The following is a 16,182-nucleotide window of genomic DNA, read 5'->3' on the forward strand; positions in this document are numbered from 1 at the left end:
TGGCTCAAATCCACTCTTCAAACTGGAAGTCGAAGCGGGTCTGGGCGGCGTTGCGCCGCTCGTAAGCCTTAAGCCCCGTGAACAGGCCATAGTGAATGCGGCTGCGCTGGCCGGTTGTGGCATCAGGATCGCTCACCACCAGCAGCGGCACCGTCTCGCCATGATCGAGCAACAGCTCTTCGAGCGCGTCGGTCTCGGCAACGCTCAAATCGCCCAACGTCCAGCTGAACGCCCGCTTGCGCGCGCCGGTCATCGTGGCAAAGCCGCCATCGGGCAGGCTGGCCACGGTGCCGGTGTCGATCACGCGCCGCCCGCTGCCGAATTCCATGTTGAACTGGGGCTGCCAATCCTTACCCGCCATCACCACGCCCGCGCGCAATACCGGGCTTCCGGCTGGCTGCTGCACGGCCAGTCGCAGATAGCGGATGTTGGCCACGGCCCCGGTCCAGAAGGCATGCGTCTGCTGCGGGCTGCGCGATGCCGTATCAACGGCGCGCAACGCTCCCGATGCTTTGAGCGTCGTGGTGGTATAGGCAGCCGTGCCGCCCGTGATCGTCCACGCCGCCCCTGCAGCAGGTGGAAACACATGGCCCAAGAACACAGTATCAACCGGCACCACCGCGCCAAAATCGATGTCGATGTTCGCAACCGATCCCACCGCTATGTCGATCCACACTTCCTTTGGCGAAGGCGTCAACAGGTTTGCAACGCCGCTTCCACGCGATGTCGCAATCGCTGCAATCGGCGTGGGCGAAAGGATCAATACGTTGCCCATTACAGCCTCCGGATCACGGTAAGGATGGAAGTGCCAGCGCCGCGATTGTCCTGCGCGCCGATCACAAAAACATTGAGGCCCGCGTCATAGCCGAGCCGGTCAATCGTCAAGGTGATGATCCGGCCAAGGTACTGCGCCCATTCGCCAACCAGCTCATGCTCTTCAATCGCCAGCGGGCCATTGCCGCCAAGGAACGCGATCTGCCGCGCGGCCTCTGCCGTGGCATCGGCCTCAATCGCAATCGTGGTCACCCGCTCGGTGGTTTGTGCGGTCGCGCCCCAGCGGGCATTCAGCGTGGCGTCGGCAGATACCTGCCACAGCGCCTGCGCCATCAACCATTGGGCATAGATCGGATCAACAGCGGTCACATCGCCTCCAGCGCTGCCACCCGCGCGCGCAATTCCTCTATAATCCCAGCCATTTCCTGCACTGCCCCAACCAGATCAGGGGTCACCTTGCTTTGATCGATTCCCTGATAATCAGGCACCAATTCTGTGCGCGTCACCGCTTCGACGCCTGGAGTCACAAGTCCACCTGCTTCATCGAAAACAGGCTCAACAGCCGGCTCCACGATGACGATTTCCTCGCGCATTCCGTCCTTCTTGCCGGTAGCGCCACCTCGGATCACTTCACCATACTCATGGGCCATAAACCCATGCGCACGCTCTCCAGTGGTTTTCCAACGAAAGTCGTAAACCGGCAGGCTTAGAATGCGGTCTAGCGCGCCAGTCAAAGGCTTCAGATCATCCTTCAGTCGATAATCTGATGAGGTGCTGTAAGAGGTGGATGATCCATTGGTAGAGATACCTCCAACGCCAACGCCATTGACTGCAAAGGCTACATAACCGCCATCTGAATATCCGGCTGCTTTTGACATCCAGCAATTCGTGCCAGAGTTACGCTGAATTAAGAGCGTCCCTGATGGCTCGATGACCACTCCCGGGTTATTCGACGAACCGTTGTAAAGCCCAGACGCTGAAGCGGTGCAAAAATGGAATACGCCGGATCCGTCGATGCGCATCCGCTCGCTCATTCCAATTATTGATCCAGCAGGTCCGGGATTGTTGCCTGTGAAAACCGTAAACACACCGCCGGAATTGCGGGCCGCCCAACCACCTTGGCCACTTATGGTATTCCGAAAATTTCCTGCATAAAACGCACAGCCACCAAAATAAGCGGCTCCATCAGTGTTGGCTGACACCCCACCACCTACAGCGCCCAAAGCTGGCACTCCATATAAAGCGTCTACACGCGCCAGTGCGCTCCCCGGAACTTCAACACCAGCCCCGGCAGCTGTCCGAGCAAGGATCGTATCAGTTGCGCCCAAAGTGCCTTGATTGGCATATGCTTCCCAATCTTGTTCAATAGCCATAATCAATCCCTCCCGAATGACATCGAAACACGGGGCACATCAAACGTGCCGCCGTTCTGCGCCGAAAGCGGCTCGATAGCCGCCGCGTAAAACCATCCGGCGCGCGCTGGCGCAGCAAGTTCCACCACGCCCGGCGGCCCGGCCATAATCGGCTTCGATGCAATCGGCCCCAATGCCCAACGGCCAAGCGCGCCGCCGTTGTCAGCCGCGTATGCGCGGACTTGATTGGCCTGCTCTGGCGTCCAGCCATAAAGGCGGACGATTGCCGGATCGCTTGAGCCAACCGTAACCGTCACCCGCAACGTATTCGCATCAGATGGCGTGAAGGCTTCGGCTACGGACGTCACACCACTGATTGGCATCGGCGCTGGAGTTTGCGCCGTTTCCGAACGGCACGCGCCCAGAAGGGCGAGCAGGATTAGCGCCTTACGCATCGCCACTCTCCGCAATGATGTCTTCACTTTCCATGCTCCCCAGCAACCGCACTCCGGCCTCGCTATCAGCTTGCCCGCGACTGATTGGAGCGCAAACCTCGCCCGGCTCCATTTGCACTAGAACATGTGCCGGATCGGTGGTTTCAACGGTGCAACGATGGCGCTGCCCAACGCGCCCAATGGCCCAAATTGTCATGCTCACCTCTTCACGATGTCGAGCGCGATGTCCGCGCGCCAATTCCAAGCCCACGATCCCGCGCTTGGTGGATTTGTAGCTACGTCGATGCCCAGAACGTAAAGGTCGCCCGCTGCGGGTGTCGTGGTGTTGAACAGAAGCGTCCCGCCCATATCGATGTTCGACCAGTTCGGCAGAGTGATATTGCGGTTCATCGGCACACCCTGCACCGATGGATTGCGCGGACTGCTCGCGAGGTATGCAGCCGCATTGGCAGCCGAAACGCGATACAGCCGCAGCATCGGGTAACCGGGCGTGTAGCCGCTGCCCACATCCTTGATCTGCCCATAAAGCCCAAGCCGGATGCCAACAGTTCCAGCGTCCAATGTCGGAATGGTCACATAGGCCAATTCGCGCACCGCCGCGAAAGGTGAGCTACTTCCCGAACCTGAAACGATAGTCGTCCCTGAAAGCGCGCCACTCACAACCGACTGGGTGTTAACCTGATTGGCAGCTATCCCACCGCCCGGACTGATCGTCGCGGCCACATCATTGCCGGTCGGTTGGCCACCTGTCCCGGTTAGGCCAGCCCATGTCGCAACCGTAGCGGCCTTGGCCTTGATAGCCCGGTCCAACTCATAAAGCGCCGTATCATAAGCGTCGCGCGCCGCGTCGAATGCCGCGCGTGATACGGTCGTATCTTGCGCCGTATCGTTCCAAGCCGGAACCAGCGCAGCCAGATATGTCAGCCACGCCGTCCGCGCGCCGCTGGCGGTTGCCGTGCTTACGGCCAACGATGTGGCAATGGCTGATAGCGAAGCCCACTTATCGGCAAGCCGCGCGCTCTCGGGCACCAACTTGGTGATCTTCTCGTTGCGGCTCAAAACGCCGTCGCTCGCCAGATCAATCAACTGGTCAATCGCATCGTTGGCGCTTGTGTACGCGGCATCGGCTTGGGCCAGCGTATCGCGCAAAACCTGATTGGCAGCCAGCGTCCAGGCAATACGCGGGCGGAAGCCAGCCAATCTGATCGCAAAGCCGCCCAGCAGAATGCCGCCATCGTTGACGCGCTCATAGAACGTGCCATCCGGCGCAATCCATGTGTCGCCCACATTGCTTTGCGCAACGCTTGGAATCGTTGACGTCGTCCACACCTTGCCGCGCGCAGCGGCCAGTGCGTAGGCATCTTCCACGGCCTGCGACACCGGTGTGCCGTCGCCATAAACAACGTCATCGACCAGCACGACGGCTGCCAGATCGCCACGCGCCATCTGTGTTTCATTGCGCTTGAAACCCAGCTTCCGCGTACCCACCGGCGCGATCACTGATGTCCGCTTTACCGATTGGCTCACGCCAGATGCAACGCCTGCGCCCCATGCCCATTCACGGATCACAATCTCGCCGCTGGCGTTGAGCAGCCACAGCAATGATGAATTGCCGAGCAGCTCCTCGATCATGCTGGCGGTGCCGGTGCTGTCATCCTGGGCAACCCAGCCCACCGGCGCAGGCCGCGCGGCTTGTGCTGCCGCAATTGTTCCGGCCGCAAATGGTGTGTTCGGTCCCGCCTGGACAAGCCGCTGCACGATCTGCGCCGTGGTCTCGACGTACCCTGCGCCAATCTCGCCTTTCAGGTCCGCTGTCAGCGCGCCCGCAGGCTGGGTCCACCACTTGACGCAGGCGATGGACGGACAGGCCACGCCGCCGCCCTGTGGCGCAACGGCTGCCTGCAACGCCGTAAAGGTTGCCGCCACCGATCCTTGCCATGCCAGCACGTTGATGGCCGCCGCTGGCGCACCCTTATCGCGCAGGGCATCGAACGACTGGATCTGGCGCGCAGGATCGGCAAAGCAATAGACGTTATTGGCTGGATCAATCCGCTCACCCTCAAGGTTCCACACGCGGCCCCAAACACGGGGCTTGATCCGGCCATCCCATTCAACCGGCCCGTCAACGCCGCCAGTGCCGCCGAACCGCGATGTCAAAAGCGGCTTCTTAAGGTCCGCTGCCGGGTCACTCAGCTGCAGCTTCACCACGCCGCCATCAACGGCCGCGCTCAACACCTTGCCGGTAATCGTCACCGCAGGCAGCGTGCCCACTGAATTCTCATCACCAATCCGCACGGTGATTGGCGCATCGATCCAGAAGTAATTGGCAATCGCGGCAAGGTCTGCCTTGCGCGATGCCGCCCACTGCAATTCCGCCGCCTGCGGAACACCGCCCGCGCCAAAGTCACCGCCGTCAAACGTAATCGCCGTAACAATAGTCGGCAGCTGCACCACGCCTGCACGATAGTGCTGCCCGTTATAGTAGTACGGGAACTGCCCGCCGCCACCGGCAAGCCGCACCGCCTCTGCAACGCCATCATTTGCGCGGCGCGGCGATGCGTCGATCAGGATAACCTTGGACGGCATCAACGGAACCCGGCTGTGGCAGCAAGATTGCCAAACCCGGTAAAGAACAGGTTGTTTGACATCGCCCGCAGATATTCCACGCTCTCGCCCGTCAGCGCCGCCAACCGTGAAAGCTGGTCGTTTGCCTCATCGAGCTGCCCGTTGGTTTCTGCCAGCGCCGGGTCGGTTGCCTTCTGGGCATCGGCGATCCGCTGGTTTGCTGCCGCCACGGTCTCGCGGGCCACATCAAGGATGGTGGACCGGTCAGCCGCAAATCCGCCCGTGGTGCCAAAGGCATCGCGCGACACGGAATTGAGTTGCTGCAGCAGCTGCGCCAGCTTGTCTGCCGCGCCTTCTTCCCCAGCTGCTGCCTGCGCCCGCGTTGCCGAAATCTGATCGAGCAGCTTGGCCCGCTGGTCCACCGATGATCCTTCGAACAATGAACCCGAGGTCATTTCCGCGATCAAATCCTGCAAGCTGCCAACCTGCTCTTTCAGCAGTTTCTCATTCAGCTTCAGGCGATCCTTGGCGTTGACCTGTTCAAGCTTGGCCACGTCAAAGCCGTATTGCCGCGCAATCTTCAGACGCTCGGCGGCCTGCCGCTCAAAGTCGCTGAAGGCTTTGGCCATTTCGGCACCAATGCCGCCAATCGCCAGCTCCACCTGCTGAACCTTCAACGCTTCCTTCACGGCCTTGTCGACATCGGTCGATGATTTGAGAGCGCGTTGCACCGCTGCTGAAACGCCCTTGATTGCCCCGTCACCAATGGCATTGGCCAGCGCGGCCATGATCGCCTCGCCTTCATCTTTGCCGTTGTAGATGATGTCAGAGGTCACTTTCTTGCCGGTGGTGGCAGCAGCATTCCCGCTGGCCGAAACCTTGATGTAACCCGATGACCGCTTGCCAATGGCCACGTTGAACGCGCCAAGGTCAGCGCCCAGCGCCTGCGCGATCTGGTCCAACGCCGAAACCACCGTCCCGCCAAAGCCCGACGCCGTTTTCTTCAGGTCCGCACTGTTGCCCGCCGTGCCGGTAACGCCCGCATTGCCTTGTGCGTTCAAGCCAATCGAAGCGCCGCCCGATGTGGTCTTCTTGAACGCCCCGCCGATCAGCCCGCCCAGCACGCCGCCAAGGGCTGAACCGAGAGGCCCGGCCAAGCTGCCCAACGCCTTTCCGCCGACAGCGGTCAAGCCTTTGGTCAAAACCTGCTCGCCCAGCTTCCCGCCCAGCGCGCCGCCAATGGCGCTGCCGATCATTCCGGTCGTGCCTTTGTCGCCAAGGAAGATGCGCGACGCTGCCGTGCCGGTGAATGCCCCTTGCAGCGCTTGCGGTAATGATTGTTCGAGCTTGGCCAACGCGCCCTTGATGCCCGCCGTTACAACGGTGGGAATGCGGACGCCGATTTGTTGCAGGGTCCGGTCTACCATGTCGATCAGCAGCCCGTTCGTTCCCGATAGATCGACCTTGCGGCTTTTGTTGGCCGTCACGACAATTTCGTCGCCGCTCGTCTCAGGGACGCCGCCGCTTCCCATCGCGCCAGCGTTCTGGGCAATCTTTTCCGCCACGCCCGAAGTCAGCTTGCCAAACAGGTCGCTCACTGAACCGGCAGCGCCACCGGCAACAGAGGCAAGGCTTGCTGTCGCGCTGGACGAACCATTGCTGCCCCGGATTGCTGCGATGGCAGTGTTGACCACGTCGGCAAAGGATTTGACCGCCTTTGCCCCATCATCAAGCGATGACGCGATGCGCGTGCCCGCCGCGTCCACTTTATCCGCGCCGGTGGCCTGCGCCTCCAGCTGGCGCAGCGTATCGCCGAACATGTTCTCAACCAGCTTCTTCGACGTGATCGTGATGAAGCTGTTGCCGATGGATGAAAGCACCCGCTCAATCGAGAACCGGCCCCGCAGCGCATCGGCTACCGTCCCTTCCAGCGCTCCACGGAAATCCTGCACCGCCGCAACATTGGCCGAGATCAACGCGCGCTGATCGCGCAGCACCGCCGAGCGTTCACGCTCGCCACGTACTGTCGCCAGTACCGCGTCCAGCTGCTCTTGCTGGAGCGGCCCCTGCTTTTCCTGAAGGCCCAACACAATCTGCAACGCCCGTGCTTCATCGTCACGGCCAGCCAGCAACAGCTTGTCGATCTCAGCGCCTTCGCGCGCCTGCTCTAGAAAGTCGTTGAACGGGCGGTTCAGGCTTTCGTTGATCGCAGCTTTCGCGCGGCCAATTTCATCGACCAACGCCTTAACATTCGGCGTCAACGGCCTGCGCGCGAGGTCGCCAGATATCTTGTCGAGATCCCGCATTGCATTGTTGGCTCGGCCAACAGCAGTAGGCAGGTCTGAGAACTGGTCGCGGATATCGGCAATCTTTTTGGCAGTGCCTTCGCCATATTCTTCACGCGCAAGAGCCGCTTTCCTCTCACGCTCTGCCGAGTTGTTACGCTTGTTCCGACCGTTCTTTTCCTCCCGGAATGTTGGGTCAAGCTGGCCTTTCTCGAGTGACTTCTCGATCAGATTGGCAATTTTCTCTTTGCCTGGTCCCGACACGCCATCGCTGATCGCTTGCAGGAACTCTGACTTAGAGACCGAAAGGCCTGTAAAATCCAAGCCTGCGGCACGTTTCGCCGCGCCAATCGAATCCACCTTCCCAGACCGGAAATCAGAAACAAGTTCCCGGACTTGTGATTCGCGTCCGACCGCCCCACCAACAGGAATGCCAAGCGCACCCGCAGCTTTTTGACCGAGGGAAAGGCCCAAGTTGCCCTGCGAGAACTTATTGGTGGTCCGTTCTGAGTTAGCCCGCTCCGCGCTGGCCTCCGCACGAAGCTTAATTGCGGTGAGCGTGACATTGAGTCGCAGCATTTCGTTCTGAGCTTTGATCTTGCCTGTTGCGAGATCAAACATGCTACCCAGAACCGACTGCGCATCGGACAAGCCATTTGTGGCAAGCTTCACGTCAGTCAGTGACTTTGCATTTGCGTCTGCTGCATCCGCCGAATTGTAGAGCTCGATCCCAAGGTTCACGAGCAGCCCGGTTCCGACGATCAGGGCCGCGCCCCAAGGCCCTGCAAGGAATGAGGCGAGCCCAGCAAAGCGCCCGCCCATCTGTGCGACGGCATCAGCGATCTGCCCGCCTTGCTGGGAGATGATCGTGCCAATGTTCGCGCCACCTTGGATCTGCACGGCCACGTCCTGCACCTGGCGGCCAAAGTTCTGGTATCCTGCCGCTGCTTGGCCGGTAGACACCTTGGCACCGGCCAATGAAGCCTGCGCCTGTTTCAATGCCGTCACGGCATTCCGGTGGCCAGCCTCGAACACTGACAGGCCGGTCTTCGTTTCCAGCAGTCGCGCGTTGTATTGCTGAAGGCTTATGTCACCGGCATTGAACGCAGTCTTAGCCTTCAACGTTTCCTGCGCTGCCCGCGCCTGAGCTGCTGCCAGCGCCTCGATCTGTTTGTCGGCTGCGGCAAATGCCTGTTCCATGCGCTTGGCTTCTGCCGCCGCGCCCGCAAGGCTCTTGTCCAGGCTGCCCAGCGCGCTGACTGCGCCCGATGTGTCGCCAGCAATGACCAGGGATGTTTTCAGTGTCATCAGTCGGTTTCCACAATCCCGTTGAGGGTGTTGCGGGCCGCCGCTTCCATTATGCGCAGGCCCCGCCAAATCTCTGGGCTGGCTTCAATGCCGGCCCCGCAAAGCCCGGCTGCAACGCAGGCATAATCCAAGCCGATGTAGAGCATGTGGCCCGGTGCCAGTCCGCCGCCTTGCTGCGCCACATTCCATTGGGTTGAGACGAACAAGAACGCTTCAACTGTTGGCCAGTTGTCAGCCCAAACTTCAAATTCAGCGCCTTCGCGACTTTGCTCGATCTGCGCGATGTGCTCCTCGGGAATGCCAAACTCTCGGGCCTCGCGCATGGCGTCGGCCAGGTCCGGCTTGCCGCCGCGCGCCCAGTGGCGCGCAGCGGCCTTCAGTTTCCCGTCTTGGCCTTGGTCACCGCCGTCAGATACGTTTGGAACAGCGCGATCCGGACATAAGGAATGCCGATCAGCTGGTCGCGCAAGGTATCAGAATACGGCAGTGCCTGGTCATCATCGCCAACCAGATCGTCCATGTGACAAACTACGCGCTGCAGCACTGCCTTTTGCCCGCCTTCATCCTGTATCTCGGACAGCTTTTCGACATCTTCCACGATGAACGTGGCCTTGAACGATTGCTCGATATGGCCGCCATCGGTCGGCACAAGAACCTGAACAGGGCGGGTGAACTTGGGTACAGCGACAACTTTGAACATGGGCATTTCCTGTAGCGTAAGAGGCCGGTGAAGCGGCTCTCAGAGCCGCCTCATGCCGGTGTTAATCGAGCGTGATCTTCCATTGATCGTTGCCAACGACCGGCTGCGGCGAGAACGACAGCGGCCATTCAAGAATGCCGTCCTGGTTCTCGTAACCGGTCAAGCGCTGCTGCTGCGCGGCAGGGATTGCGAGTTTGACCCTGCGCCCTGCGACCGTGCCATGTTCCAGCGCAAGTGCCACCGTCGCTGCGTTTTGCGCCTGCTGGAACGGATTGTAGACGGTCAAAGCTTCGGCTTCGACCTGCGCGGTCATCGTCTCGTTGCGATCCGTGATCAGGATGCTTTGCCCGCCGATCAGCAAGCGGGGTGTCACCACGTTGCCCAGGTTCAGCTCGAACGTGCGCAGCTTGAGTGTGGTACCGCCAACCGTAAAGACCGGCGTGTTTGCCGTTGTTGCCACCTGTGGCGCTAGGAACCCGGTGTAGACTGGAACCGGTTTTGTCTGTTCGCTCGGCAGCGCAAACAGCCCGGTAAAGGTGAATGCAAAGACGGGGATGCCTTGCGCGTTCAACCGGTAAACCCACGTTCCCCGTGAGCCGAGCATCACATGGCGTGTGCCATCCACGTCGAAATAGAGCGTGGCCGATTCCGGGTTATCCGTGATTGGCGTGTATTCTACTCGAGTTGCGGCAGTGATGACCTGGGCAGCGCCGCAGGCCCGCATCAAGACAGACCAAGCCGGAGCTGTACCAGCAGTGCCGGAGCCGACCGCCTCGACGGAAAAGCTGAGAACGCAACGCAGGCCCACCGGCACCGATGGCTGCGCGCCAAAGAATGTCCGTTCAAGATTGCGCGAAACGTCTTCGCCTTCCATCGGCGCATAAGTCACGTCCGAAACAAGCATCGCGTTGGCCGCGCCTGTTGGCACACTGTCTGTGCCATACGGCGTTTCGGTTTTCACAAGGATCGTCTTTGATCGCCAGAACTTAGGCATCTCAGGCCTCCTCTTCGCGGGTCAGAGAACCGTCCGGATTGCGGATGTATGATCCGCCTTCGCTGGGTTGCTCTTCGGGTTGGGCGGGCGCGACGGGCGCAACTGCAACGGGCGTTTCCGCTTCAGGTGCGGGCGCACCAGCCTTAATCTTCGTCATGGCGTGATCCTCAATTGATCGGAAAGTTGGAAGTCGATCTGGTAAACCAGCGTCCCGGCCTGCGTGCCGACCAGTTCGCCCGAACTCAGAATGAATATGCCCGGTGCATCGTCCGGTCCCCAGCCGCACACCGCCTCGATCACTTCACGAACCAACGGTGTCAGTTCATCGGTGGCGCGCTCCCCGGTCGGGTCATTCGCAACGCGGGCGGCCAAAACGACGATGGCCGTTTCAACAAAGCTTTGCGTGAACAGGCCGCTAATCGCATTCGTCGTGCCGCCTTGCAGCCCGCCCGGCAGGACAAAGCCCGCGCAGGTGTGCTGCGGCATCTGGTTGCGCTCGACCAGTTGGGCAAACTGCCCGGCGTTGCCCATTTTGCCCGCCAGCGCAGGAACCCGCGCCTCGATCCGCGCCCGGACGTCATCGATCCGGATCATATCCAGCCCTTCAGGTTTTCGGGCGTGAAGTCGCGCTCACGATCAATCGTCACGACGCCTGCGCTACCGGCACCGGCAGGTTCAACGCCTGCCACCGGCAACCGAACGACGCCGTTTGCAATCTTGGTCAGGGCCGAAACCGCATCCTTGTAATCGTCTGCGATCTTCTGGTCGGGCGCGTAAATGTGCAGCTTGTAGATCGCAATCTGCGCAGCCAGGTCGATCAGCAGGGGCGGCGTGGTTTCCAGTGGCAAAACGTAACGGCCAGCAAGATAGCCATCAATCATCGCGTCGGTATCTGACAGCGCACGCGCCACCACACTTGCGTCAATTGTTCCTGCAGGCGGGTCGGACCGGTCGGCAACCTGCAAAAGCAGGCGCTCCCCGTACCGGTCGACCAGCAACTGCTGAGAGGCATATGGCACTGGCTGTTCGCTCTCAGTCTTCGATTGGTTTGATGGTCAACTGCGGATCAGACTTCAGTCGCTCCAGCTCATCATCGCTCAGCGTGGAAAGAGCGATCACCGTTGCTTCAGGGCTGAACTGTCTGCCGATCCGCCAGCGTGTCTTTCCCGGCTGAGCAGAAACGCTGATCGACTTTTCGCGCGGAGCCTTTTTGCTGGTCACACCGCCCTCAGGAGCGCCGCCGCTGATCTCAGGTGCTAAAAGCGCTTGGGCCGTCTGCCCCGGCTGCTGCGCAAAGATAACCTGCGCATCATTTGCCTTAGCCGCTTCGACAGCCGCGCCAACGTTGGCGAGTGCCGCTTGATCGACCGGCGTTTCCGCTGTGATGGCAGCTGCCGGTTTTACACCGGCAGCCCCCTTACGTTTGGTTGCCATCGCTCAGCCCTCTCAGCTCAGCCAGGGCACGACGGCTAGTTCAGCCGCGCCTGCCCATGGGTTGCTTTCGCCGCCGTTGACCAGCTGCGACTTGATGATCGTGCGGCCAGCGCCTTCAAAGGTTGGCGGAACGACCAGCAAGAGCTTCTGCCCAAGGCCGAGCGGACGACCGTAATCGCCCTTCATGTTGCCGAGCGCAGCTTTGGCGATTGCAAAGTTGGCCGGGGTAAGAGGCTGCTTCGAGCCCCACGCGAGTTGCGGGAAGCTGTAGCCCACGTTCATGCGGGCATCCACGCCATAGCGGAATTCGTTGAGGTCGAAGACGTTCTCGTCGGTGACCTTGTCCTTGGCAACGATGTCGCCAAAGTCCTTGCGCACCTGCAAGATGATGGGCTTGATCGAACGGCTCACGTCAATCAGGAACCAAGGAGTGCCCGCGCCGCCATCGGTATTGGCGAACGTGGTTGGATTGCCATCCTTGTCCAAAATCGGGTGGTCGGTGTCGAAGTAGAACTGCCCGTCATAGCAGTTGGTCGTGAAGCCCGCCGCCAGCATGGCGAACACAAGCATCTCGACATGGCCGCCGGTCGAATTGCCCATTTCTTCAAAGAGCGGATTGTATTGGCCGAGGTTGTCGGTCTCAATATCATCACGATCAACGCCAATGGTCAGTTCCCAGGGCTTCTCCTTGATGGTGTAATCACCTTCGGAGATGTTCTGGACGACACGGGCACCGATCCATTCACGCACGTTCGGGATTTTGCCCAGCCAGCCATATGTCTGGCTCTTTTGCGTTGAAGGGACGCGTGTCGACACCATGGGCGACATGGCCGTCGCTTGGCCAAGAATGCGGCGGTAGGCGGCGTTGAAGCCGACGCGCAGCTTGTTCAGATTTTCGGAATTGATCAGCATGTCAGGGCTTCCTTAGAGGAACTCGACCCAGACGCCCTGGGCGTCCACGTCGAAGCAGGTACCAGCGACAGGGCGGGCACCAGCGTTGTTGGTCTTGGCGACGGTCTGATCGTCCACGACGAAGACCTGTTTGCCGATCTCGCTCCGTGTGATCAGGTCACCGGCTGCAGAGTTGGCGAAGCGGAAGATCCCGCGACGGGTCTTGACCGCGACAGCGCCGTTCGCCCCCCCGGCATTATCCACCGTTTCGCGGGCCACGCCTGCGGCGATGTTGGCAGCCGTTGCAGTGGCCGCAACGCCGAACCCGGCTGCGGAAACCTGTACCATCGCGCCTTGGAAGACCTTGGCGTTGGCTGTGAGCGGGATGGCGCGCTCTGACCCGACCTTTTCGGGCGTGCTACGCGGACCGACGAGAGCGACCATTTACAAGTTCCCCTTCTGCTGGCCGGATGCCGCAAGGCCCTTCCGGTATTCTTCTTCGTCCACCCCGAAGAGCGACATGATCATGCTGTCGGTGGCAGTGAGATCACCGGGCTTCGCGCCCTGGTCAGGCACGGCGTCGGCCAAGCCTGCGCCGATCACCGCAGGCTGCGCGTTGATCAGCTTCTGGGCGCGGTCTGCGTTCTCCATGTGGAGTGCGATGTAATCATCACGCAGTGGCTTCACGCCCACCCGGCCAGCGGCAATCGCAGCGTCTACGAACGCAGTTGCGGCAGTCCGCTTTCCGTCTTCCTGCAAGCCTTGGAGCTGGCCGGTCAGATCAACGACCTGCGACTGCAGCGCCAGAACTGCCGGGTGCTGCAACAGGTTCTGCGAATGCTCCGTTTGAACGGCACCCATCTTTGCTGACAGTGCCGCCTGGATGGCTGCATCGTCGGCTTCGCTATCAAGCCCGAGCAGCTCGATAAGCTTCGTCCTCCAATCCATAGTGGTATTCTCCGAATGCAGGGACGTAAGGCCCTGAAGGTTTGGCGTGTTGGTAAGGCTGGCGCGCAGCACCTGCAGAACTTGGCCTTGCTGGGTGTGCAGGATGGCGGGACTGATCCCGACATAAGCCTTGTCTTCCATCAGCTGGCGGCCTGTGGGCGTCCATTCGACGCGGCCCCAAAGCCCGTCTTCGCGTGCCTGCAGCTCTACAATCCAGCCGCGCGCAGGGGCAGACATGCCCAGAGGTTGCGCGCGGTCGATGGCATGACATTCGTCAATCGGCAGCTTTCCGCCCGCTGGCAACGAAGCAGCGGCGACGGCCTGCAATGATTTGACGGCATATGGTCCGCGCCCGTCCATGGTGCGCACAGCACCAGCCGGAAGCAGGTGGACCCAATCGGGCACACCTTCGACCTGCGGCATTGCAACAGCCGAGCAAAGTGCTTGAACAAGTGAGGGTTTGCGCTTCATCGGAAAGGGTGTGCCCCACGCGATGCGCAAAAAATATGCCCGCCGAAGCGGGCTTGAAACACCCGGTTTTGCGGGCTTTGAGGCTAAATGGCGCGCAGATCGGCGAAGGTCAAGCCGTCAAAGTGTTGTCGTCACGCCTCGTTGTCCAACACCGGCCTCAAATAGTCGTCTGCGGTTTCGATGATTGCTTGTTCGTCAGCCGCAGAAATGCCCAGCCACATCCGCGCCGGTATCTTGCCCCAAGGCAGCGAACGCCCGCGCCGGTCCGTGCCAAACGCGCCTTTCTCGGCACCTTCTTGCATCACCCGCGAATAGATCAATGCCGAACCGATAGCCGCGCCTTTGGCATTGGCCGCACCCACAACCTGCCGCGATAGTGCGCGGCCTGGTCCGATCAGCGCCTTGTTCAAATTGCCGTAACCAAGCCTTTTGTACCGATCCAGCGTGCTTTGCTTTTTCGGAGCCCATGCTTTGCCGTCTGGCCCCACGCCTGTGACAAAGCGCTCGCGGGTGGCCTGGAGCATGTATTCCACGATGTCCTGGAACAGTGGTGTTGCATCCTCCAGCCGCTGCATCGCTTCGCGTACTGCGGCTTGGGCTTTGCTGGCATTGAATTCTACTGAAGATGGCATTACACGGCCTCCCAGACGCGCGCATCATGGCGCCCGGCCAATAACCGGGAACGTTCTGGACGTTCCGCATGGGGGCGCGTCACTTCCACCGAGCCTTGATATACATCGTCTTTAGCGCGAGCTGCTTTCGCTTCTGGCCGCGCGCAGCCATCACGACGACGTACTTTTCGCCACTGATCACTTTTTCATAAACAACGGCTGCTTCAGCAGAACCCGTATCGGATGAACGCGTGATGGCGTCGGGATCGGACAGGACGCGCGGCAGCAGCACAAAGTCTGACGCTGTAACGGCCCGCTGTCCGCTTGCAGCTTCAACCGCTTGATCGGTATGCCGTCGCAACACGTGCTTCACACCATCGGTGTCGAACACGTAGTCAAAGCCAGCTACTTCAGTTTTGGTAAGCTCTTGGATGCGGGGCGCGTCATCAGACGGTACCAAACCCATCGTGCGCACAGGTGGTAGCGGTCGCATATCTGCCGTGCCACCTTCCGTCCCGGCGAAAACCCGCTGGGCATATCGACGGGCGTCGTCCTGCGTGGACGGCAACGCGCGATAAGCTCTAGAAATGGCGTCGGCGCTTTCATCGGGCAGGGAATTCAGAAATGCCTTGGCAATCTGATGATCCCAGTTCCCAATCTTTGGCGCGAGCTTCTGGATAATGTCAGCAACGCTTGCCCCCGGCGCATAGCCCCAGCCTTTGCCAATGCCGACAGGTGCGCCTGTCTTCGGATCACGCGCTTGCCAGTTGGCGGGCAGCTTTTTCGCCAGATCGCCACCAAGGCGACCCACCGCCGCCGCTGTCCGCGCTCCAACCACATAGCAAGAACAGCCCCAGTCGCTTGGCGGGTAATGCGTTGACCAGAACACATGTGCGGGTTCCAGCGCCATGCCGTTCCATGACAGATGCTCCGGGCGCGGATCGCGACTGCCGCCGTGGCGATAAACCCAATAGGCAAAGTTGCCTGCCGTCAGTTGGGCAAAGCGCCCTGCGGAATAGCTGGTGTACATGTTGGTGCGATAAATCACGCCAACGCGCCAAGCCTCGCCTTTGACTGATCCTTCGCCCGTCCACCCAGTCCATCCGTTCTTGGCCACAATCGACTTGAAGTCGCGGCGGAACTCTTCGATCCCCCGGCCTTCGGTGATTGCCTTATCGGTGGCAGCCGCAAGATCACTCAGCAAATCCGCCTTGACGGCCCCTGCCACCATGAAGCCGGTATCATGCGCCGCGCCTTCGATGTCGTCCCAGGCTGTCGTGGGCACAAGGTTGCCCAGCTTGTTCCTGAAGAACGCAACCTGTTCGGCAAACGGCTTTCCGAACACACCGGATATTGCCGACGGGCTGCTCACAGCAGGCCCCCAATGGCCCCAT

18 protein-coding genes are annotated in these 16,182 nt (G+C 60.6%); all 18 read right to left on the bottom strand.

Annotated features, from left to right (window positions below; translation table 11 throughout):
• Positions 1-4 precede the first annotated feature (4 nt).
• Entirely contained in the window at positions 5-775 is a 771-nt protein-coding gene (locus GGQ88_RS00525; RefSeq protein ID WP_183611077.1) for a hypothetical protein, read from the bottom strand.
• On the bottom strand, positions 775-1,143 hold the full coding sequence (locus tag GGQ88_RS00530) for a hypothetical protein (RefSeq protein WP_183611078.1): 369 nt from the start codon (positions 1,141-1,143) through the stop codon (positions 775-777). The genes GGQ88_RS00525 and GGQ88_RS00530 overlap by 1 nt, the downstream gene beginning before the upstream one ends.
• A complete protein-coding gene (locus tag GGQ88_RS00535; protein WP_183611079.1) occupies positions 1,140-2,147 on the bottom strand; it encodes a tail fiber domain-containing protein in 1,008 nt (335 codons plus the stop codon). The genes GGQ88_RS00530 and GGQ88_RS00535 overlap by 4 nt, the downstream gene beginning before the upstream one ends.
• A 2-nt stretch (positions 2,148-2,149) precedes the next feature.
• Entirely contained in the window at positions 2,150-2,581 is a 432-nt protein-coding gene (locus GGQ88_RS00540; protein WP_183611080.1) for a hypothetical protein, read from the bottom strand.
• 198 nt (positions 2,582-2,779) lie between these two features.
• Positions 2,780-5,167, bottom strand: coding sequence for a hypothetical protein (locus tag GGQ88_RS00545; protein WP_183611081.1), 2,388 nt, complete (start codon positions 5,165-5,167; stop codon positions 2,780-2,782).
• Positions 5,167-8,739: a phage tail length tape measure family protein gene (locus GGQ88_RS00550; protein WP_183611082.1), complete on the bottom strand. Its 3,573-nt coding sequence runs from the start codon at positions 8,737-8,739 to the stop codon at positions 5,167-5,169. The genes GGQ88_RS00545 and GGQ88_RS00550 overlap by 1 nt, the downstream gene beginning before the upstream one ends.
• On the bottom strand, positions 8,739-9,062 hold the full coding sequence (locus GGQ88_RS00555; protein WP_183611083.1) for a DUF1799 domain-containing protein: 324 nt from the start codon (positions 9,060-9,062) through the stop codon (positions 8,739-8,741). Before GGQ88_RS00555 ends, GGQ88_RS00550 begins: the two co-directional genes overlap by 1 nt.
• Positions 9,063-9,115: 53 nt before the next feature.
• A complete protein-coding gene (locus GGQ88_RS00560; RefSeq protein WP_183611084.1) occupies positions 9,116-9,439 on the bottom strand; it encodes a hypothetical protein in 324 nt (107 codons plus the stop codon).
• 61 nt (positions 9,440-9,500) lie between these two features.
• Positions 9,501-10,433, bottom strand: coding sequence for a phage tail tube protein (locus tag GGQ88_RS00565; RefSeq protein ID WP_183611085.1), 933 nt, complete (start codon positions 10,431-10,433; stop codon positions 9,501-9,503).
• A gap of 1 nt (position 10,434) precedes the next feature.
• Positions 10,435-10,590 carry a hypothetical protein gene (locus GGQ88_RS00570; protein ID WP_183611086.1) on the bottom strand — a complete coding sequence of 52 codons (156 nt, stop codon included), beginning with the start codon at positions 10,588-10,590 and terminating at the stop codon, positions 10,435-10,437.
• Positions 10,587-11,027, bottom strand: a complete 441-nt coding sequence (locus GGQ88_RS00575) for a phage tail terminator protein (RefSeq protein ID WP_183611087.1) — start codon at positions 11,025-11,027, stop codon at positions 10,587-10,589. The genes GGQ88_RS00570 and GGQ88_RS00575 overlap by 4 nt, the downstream gene beginning before the upstream one ends.
• Complete coding sequence (locus GGQ88_RS00580) at positions 11,024-11,452, bottom strand: phage protein Gp36 family protein (protein WP_183611088.1); 429 nt, start codon at positions 11,450-11,452, stop codon at positions 11,024-11,026. Before GGQ88_RS00580 ends, GGQ88_RS00575 begins: the two co-directional genes overlap by 4 nt.
• A 13-nt stretch (positions 11,453-11,465) precedes the next feature.
• Entirely contained in the window at positions 11,466-11,867 is a 402-nt protein-coding gene (locus GGQ88_RS00585; protein WP_183611089.1) for a hypothetical protein, read from the bottom strand.
• 12 nt (positions 11,868-11,879) lie between these two features.
• Complete coding sequence (locus GGQ88_RS00590; RefSeq protein WP_183611090.1) at positions 11,880-12,779, bottom strand: Mu-like prophage major head subunit gpT family protein; 900 nt, start codon at positions 12,777-12,779, stop codon at positions 11,880-11,882.
• 12 nt (positions 12,780-12,791) lie between these two features.
• Positions 12,792-13,202 carry a hypothetical protein gene (locus GGQ88_RS00595; protein WP_183611091.1) on the bottom strand — a complete coding sequence of 137 codons (411 nt, stop codon included), beginning with the start codon at positions 13,200-13,202 and terminating at the stop codon, positions 12,792-12,794.
• Positions 13,203-14,129, bottom strand: coding sequence for a phage protease (locus GGQ88_RS00600; protein ID WP_183611092.1), 927 nt, complete (start codon positions 14,127-14,129; stop codon positions 13,203-13,205). It lies immediately after the preceding gene.
• 179 nt (positions 14,130-14,308) lie between these two features.
• On the bottom strand, positions 14,309-14,809 hold the full coding sequence (locus tag GGQ88_RS00605) for a phage virion morphogenesis protein (RefSeq protein WP_183611093.1): 501 nt from the start codon (positions 14,807-14,809) through the stop codon (positions 14,309-14,311).
• Positions 14,810-14,888: 79 nt separating this feature from the next.
• The gene (locus GGQ88_RS00610; RefSeq protein ID WP_246385374.1) at positions 14,889-16,019 is read right to left on the bottom strand and encodes a PBECR3 domain-containing polyvalent protein; all 1,131 of its coding nucleotides are present in this window, start codon (positions 16,017-16,019) and stop codon (positions 14,889-14,891) included.
• Positions 16,020-16,182: the final 163 nt, after the last annotated feature.

The sequence above is a fragment of the Novosphingobium hassiacum genome (genome assembly GCF_014196055.1).
GTDB lineage: Bacteria > Pseudomonadota > Alphaproteobacteria > Sphingomonadales > Sphingomonadaceae > Novosphingobium > Novosphingobium hassiacum.

Bases quoted from the DNA above. Each gene is read 5' to 3' on its own strand.
- GGQ88_RS00555 (WP_183611083.1), bottom strand. From the start codon at position 9,062: ATGCGCGAGGCCCGAGAGTTTGGCATTCCCGAGGAGCACATCGCGCAG.
- GGQ88_RS00550 (WP_183611082.1), bottom strand. From the start codon at position 8,739: ATGACACTGAAAACATCCCTGGTCATTGCTGGCGACACATCGGGCGCA.
- GGQ88_RS00540 (WP_183611080.1), bottom strand. From the start codon at position 2,581: ATGCGTAAGGCGCTAATCCTGCTCGCCCTTCTGGGCGCGTGCCGTTCG.
- GGQ88_RS00570 (WP_183611086.1), bottom strand. From the start codon at position 10,590: ATGACGAAGATTAAGGCTGGTGCGCCCGCACCTGAAGCGGAAACGCCC.
- GGQ88_RS00575 (WP_183611087.1), bottom strand. From the start codon at position 11,027: ATGATCCGGATCGATGACGTCCGGGCGCGGATCGAGGCGCGGGTTCCT.
- GGQ88_RS00545 (WP_183611081.1), bottom strand. From the start codon at position 5,167: ATGCCGTCCAAGGTTATCCTGATCGACGCATCGCCGCGCCGCGCAAAT.
- GGQ88_RS00605 (WP_183611093.1), bottom strand. From the start codon at position 14,809: ATGCCATCTTCAGTAGAATTCAATGCCAGCAAAGCCCAAGCCGCAGTA.
- GGQ88_RS00600 (WP_183611092.1), bottom strand. From the start codon at position 14,129: ATGCCGCAGGTCGAAGGTGTGCCCGATTGGGTCCACCTGCTTCCGGCT.
- GGQ88_RS00560 (WP_183611084.1), bottom strand. From the start codon at position 9,439: ATGTTCAAAGTTGTCGCTGTACCCAAGTTCACCCGCCCTGTTCAGGTT.
- GGQ88_RS00595 (WP_183611091.1), bottom strand. From the start codon at position 13,202: ATGGTCGCTCTCGTCGGTCCGCGTAGCACGCCCGAAAAGGTCGGGTCA.
- GGQ88_RS00585 (WP_183611089.1), bottom strand. From the start codon at position 11,867: ATGGCAACCAAACGTAAGGGGGCTGCCGGTGTAAAACCGGCAGCTGCC.
- GGQ88_RS00525 (WP_183611077.1), bottom strand. From the start codon at position 775: ATGGGCAACGTATTGATCCTTTCGCCCACGCCGATTGCAGCGATTGCG.
- GGQ88_RS00590 (WP_183611090.1), bottom strand. From the start codon at position 12,779: ATGCTGATCAATTCCGAAAATCTGAACAAGCTGCGCGTCGGCTTCAAC.
- GGQ88_RS00535 (WP_183611079.1), bottom strand. From the start codon at position 2,147: ATGGCTATTGAACAAGATTGGGAAGCATATGCCAATCAAGGCACTTTG.
- GGQ88_RS00565 (WP_183611085.1), bottom strand. From the start codon at position 10,433: ATGCCTAAGTTCTGGCGATCAAAGACGATCCTTGTGAAAACCGAAACG.
- GGQ88_RS00610 (WP_246385374.1), bottom strand. From the start codon at position 16,019: ATGGTGGCAGGGGCCGTCAAGGCGGATTTGCTGAGTGATCTTGCGGCT.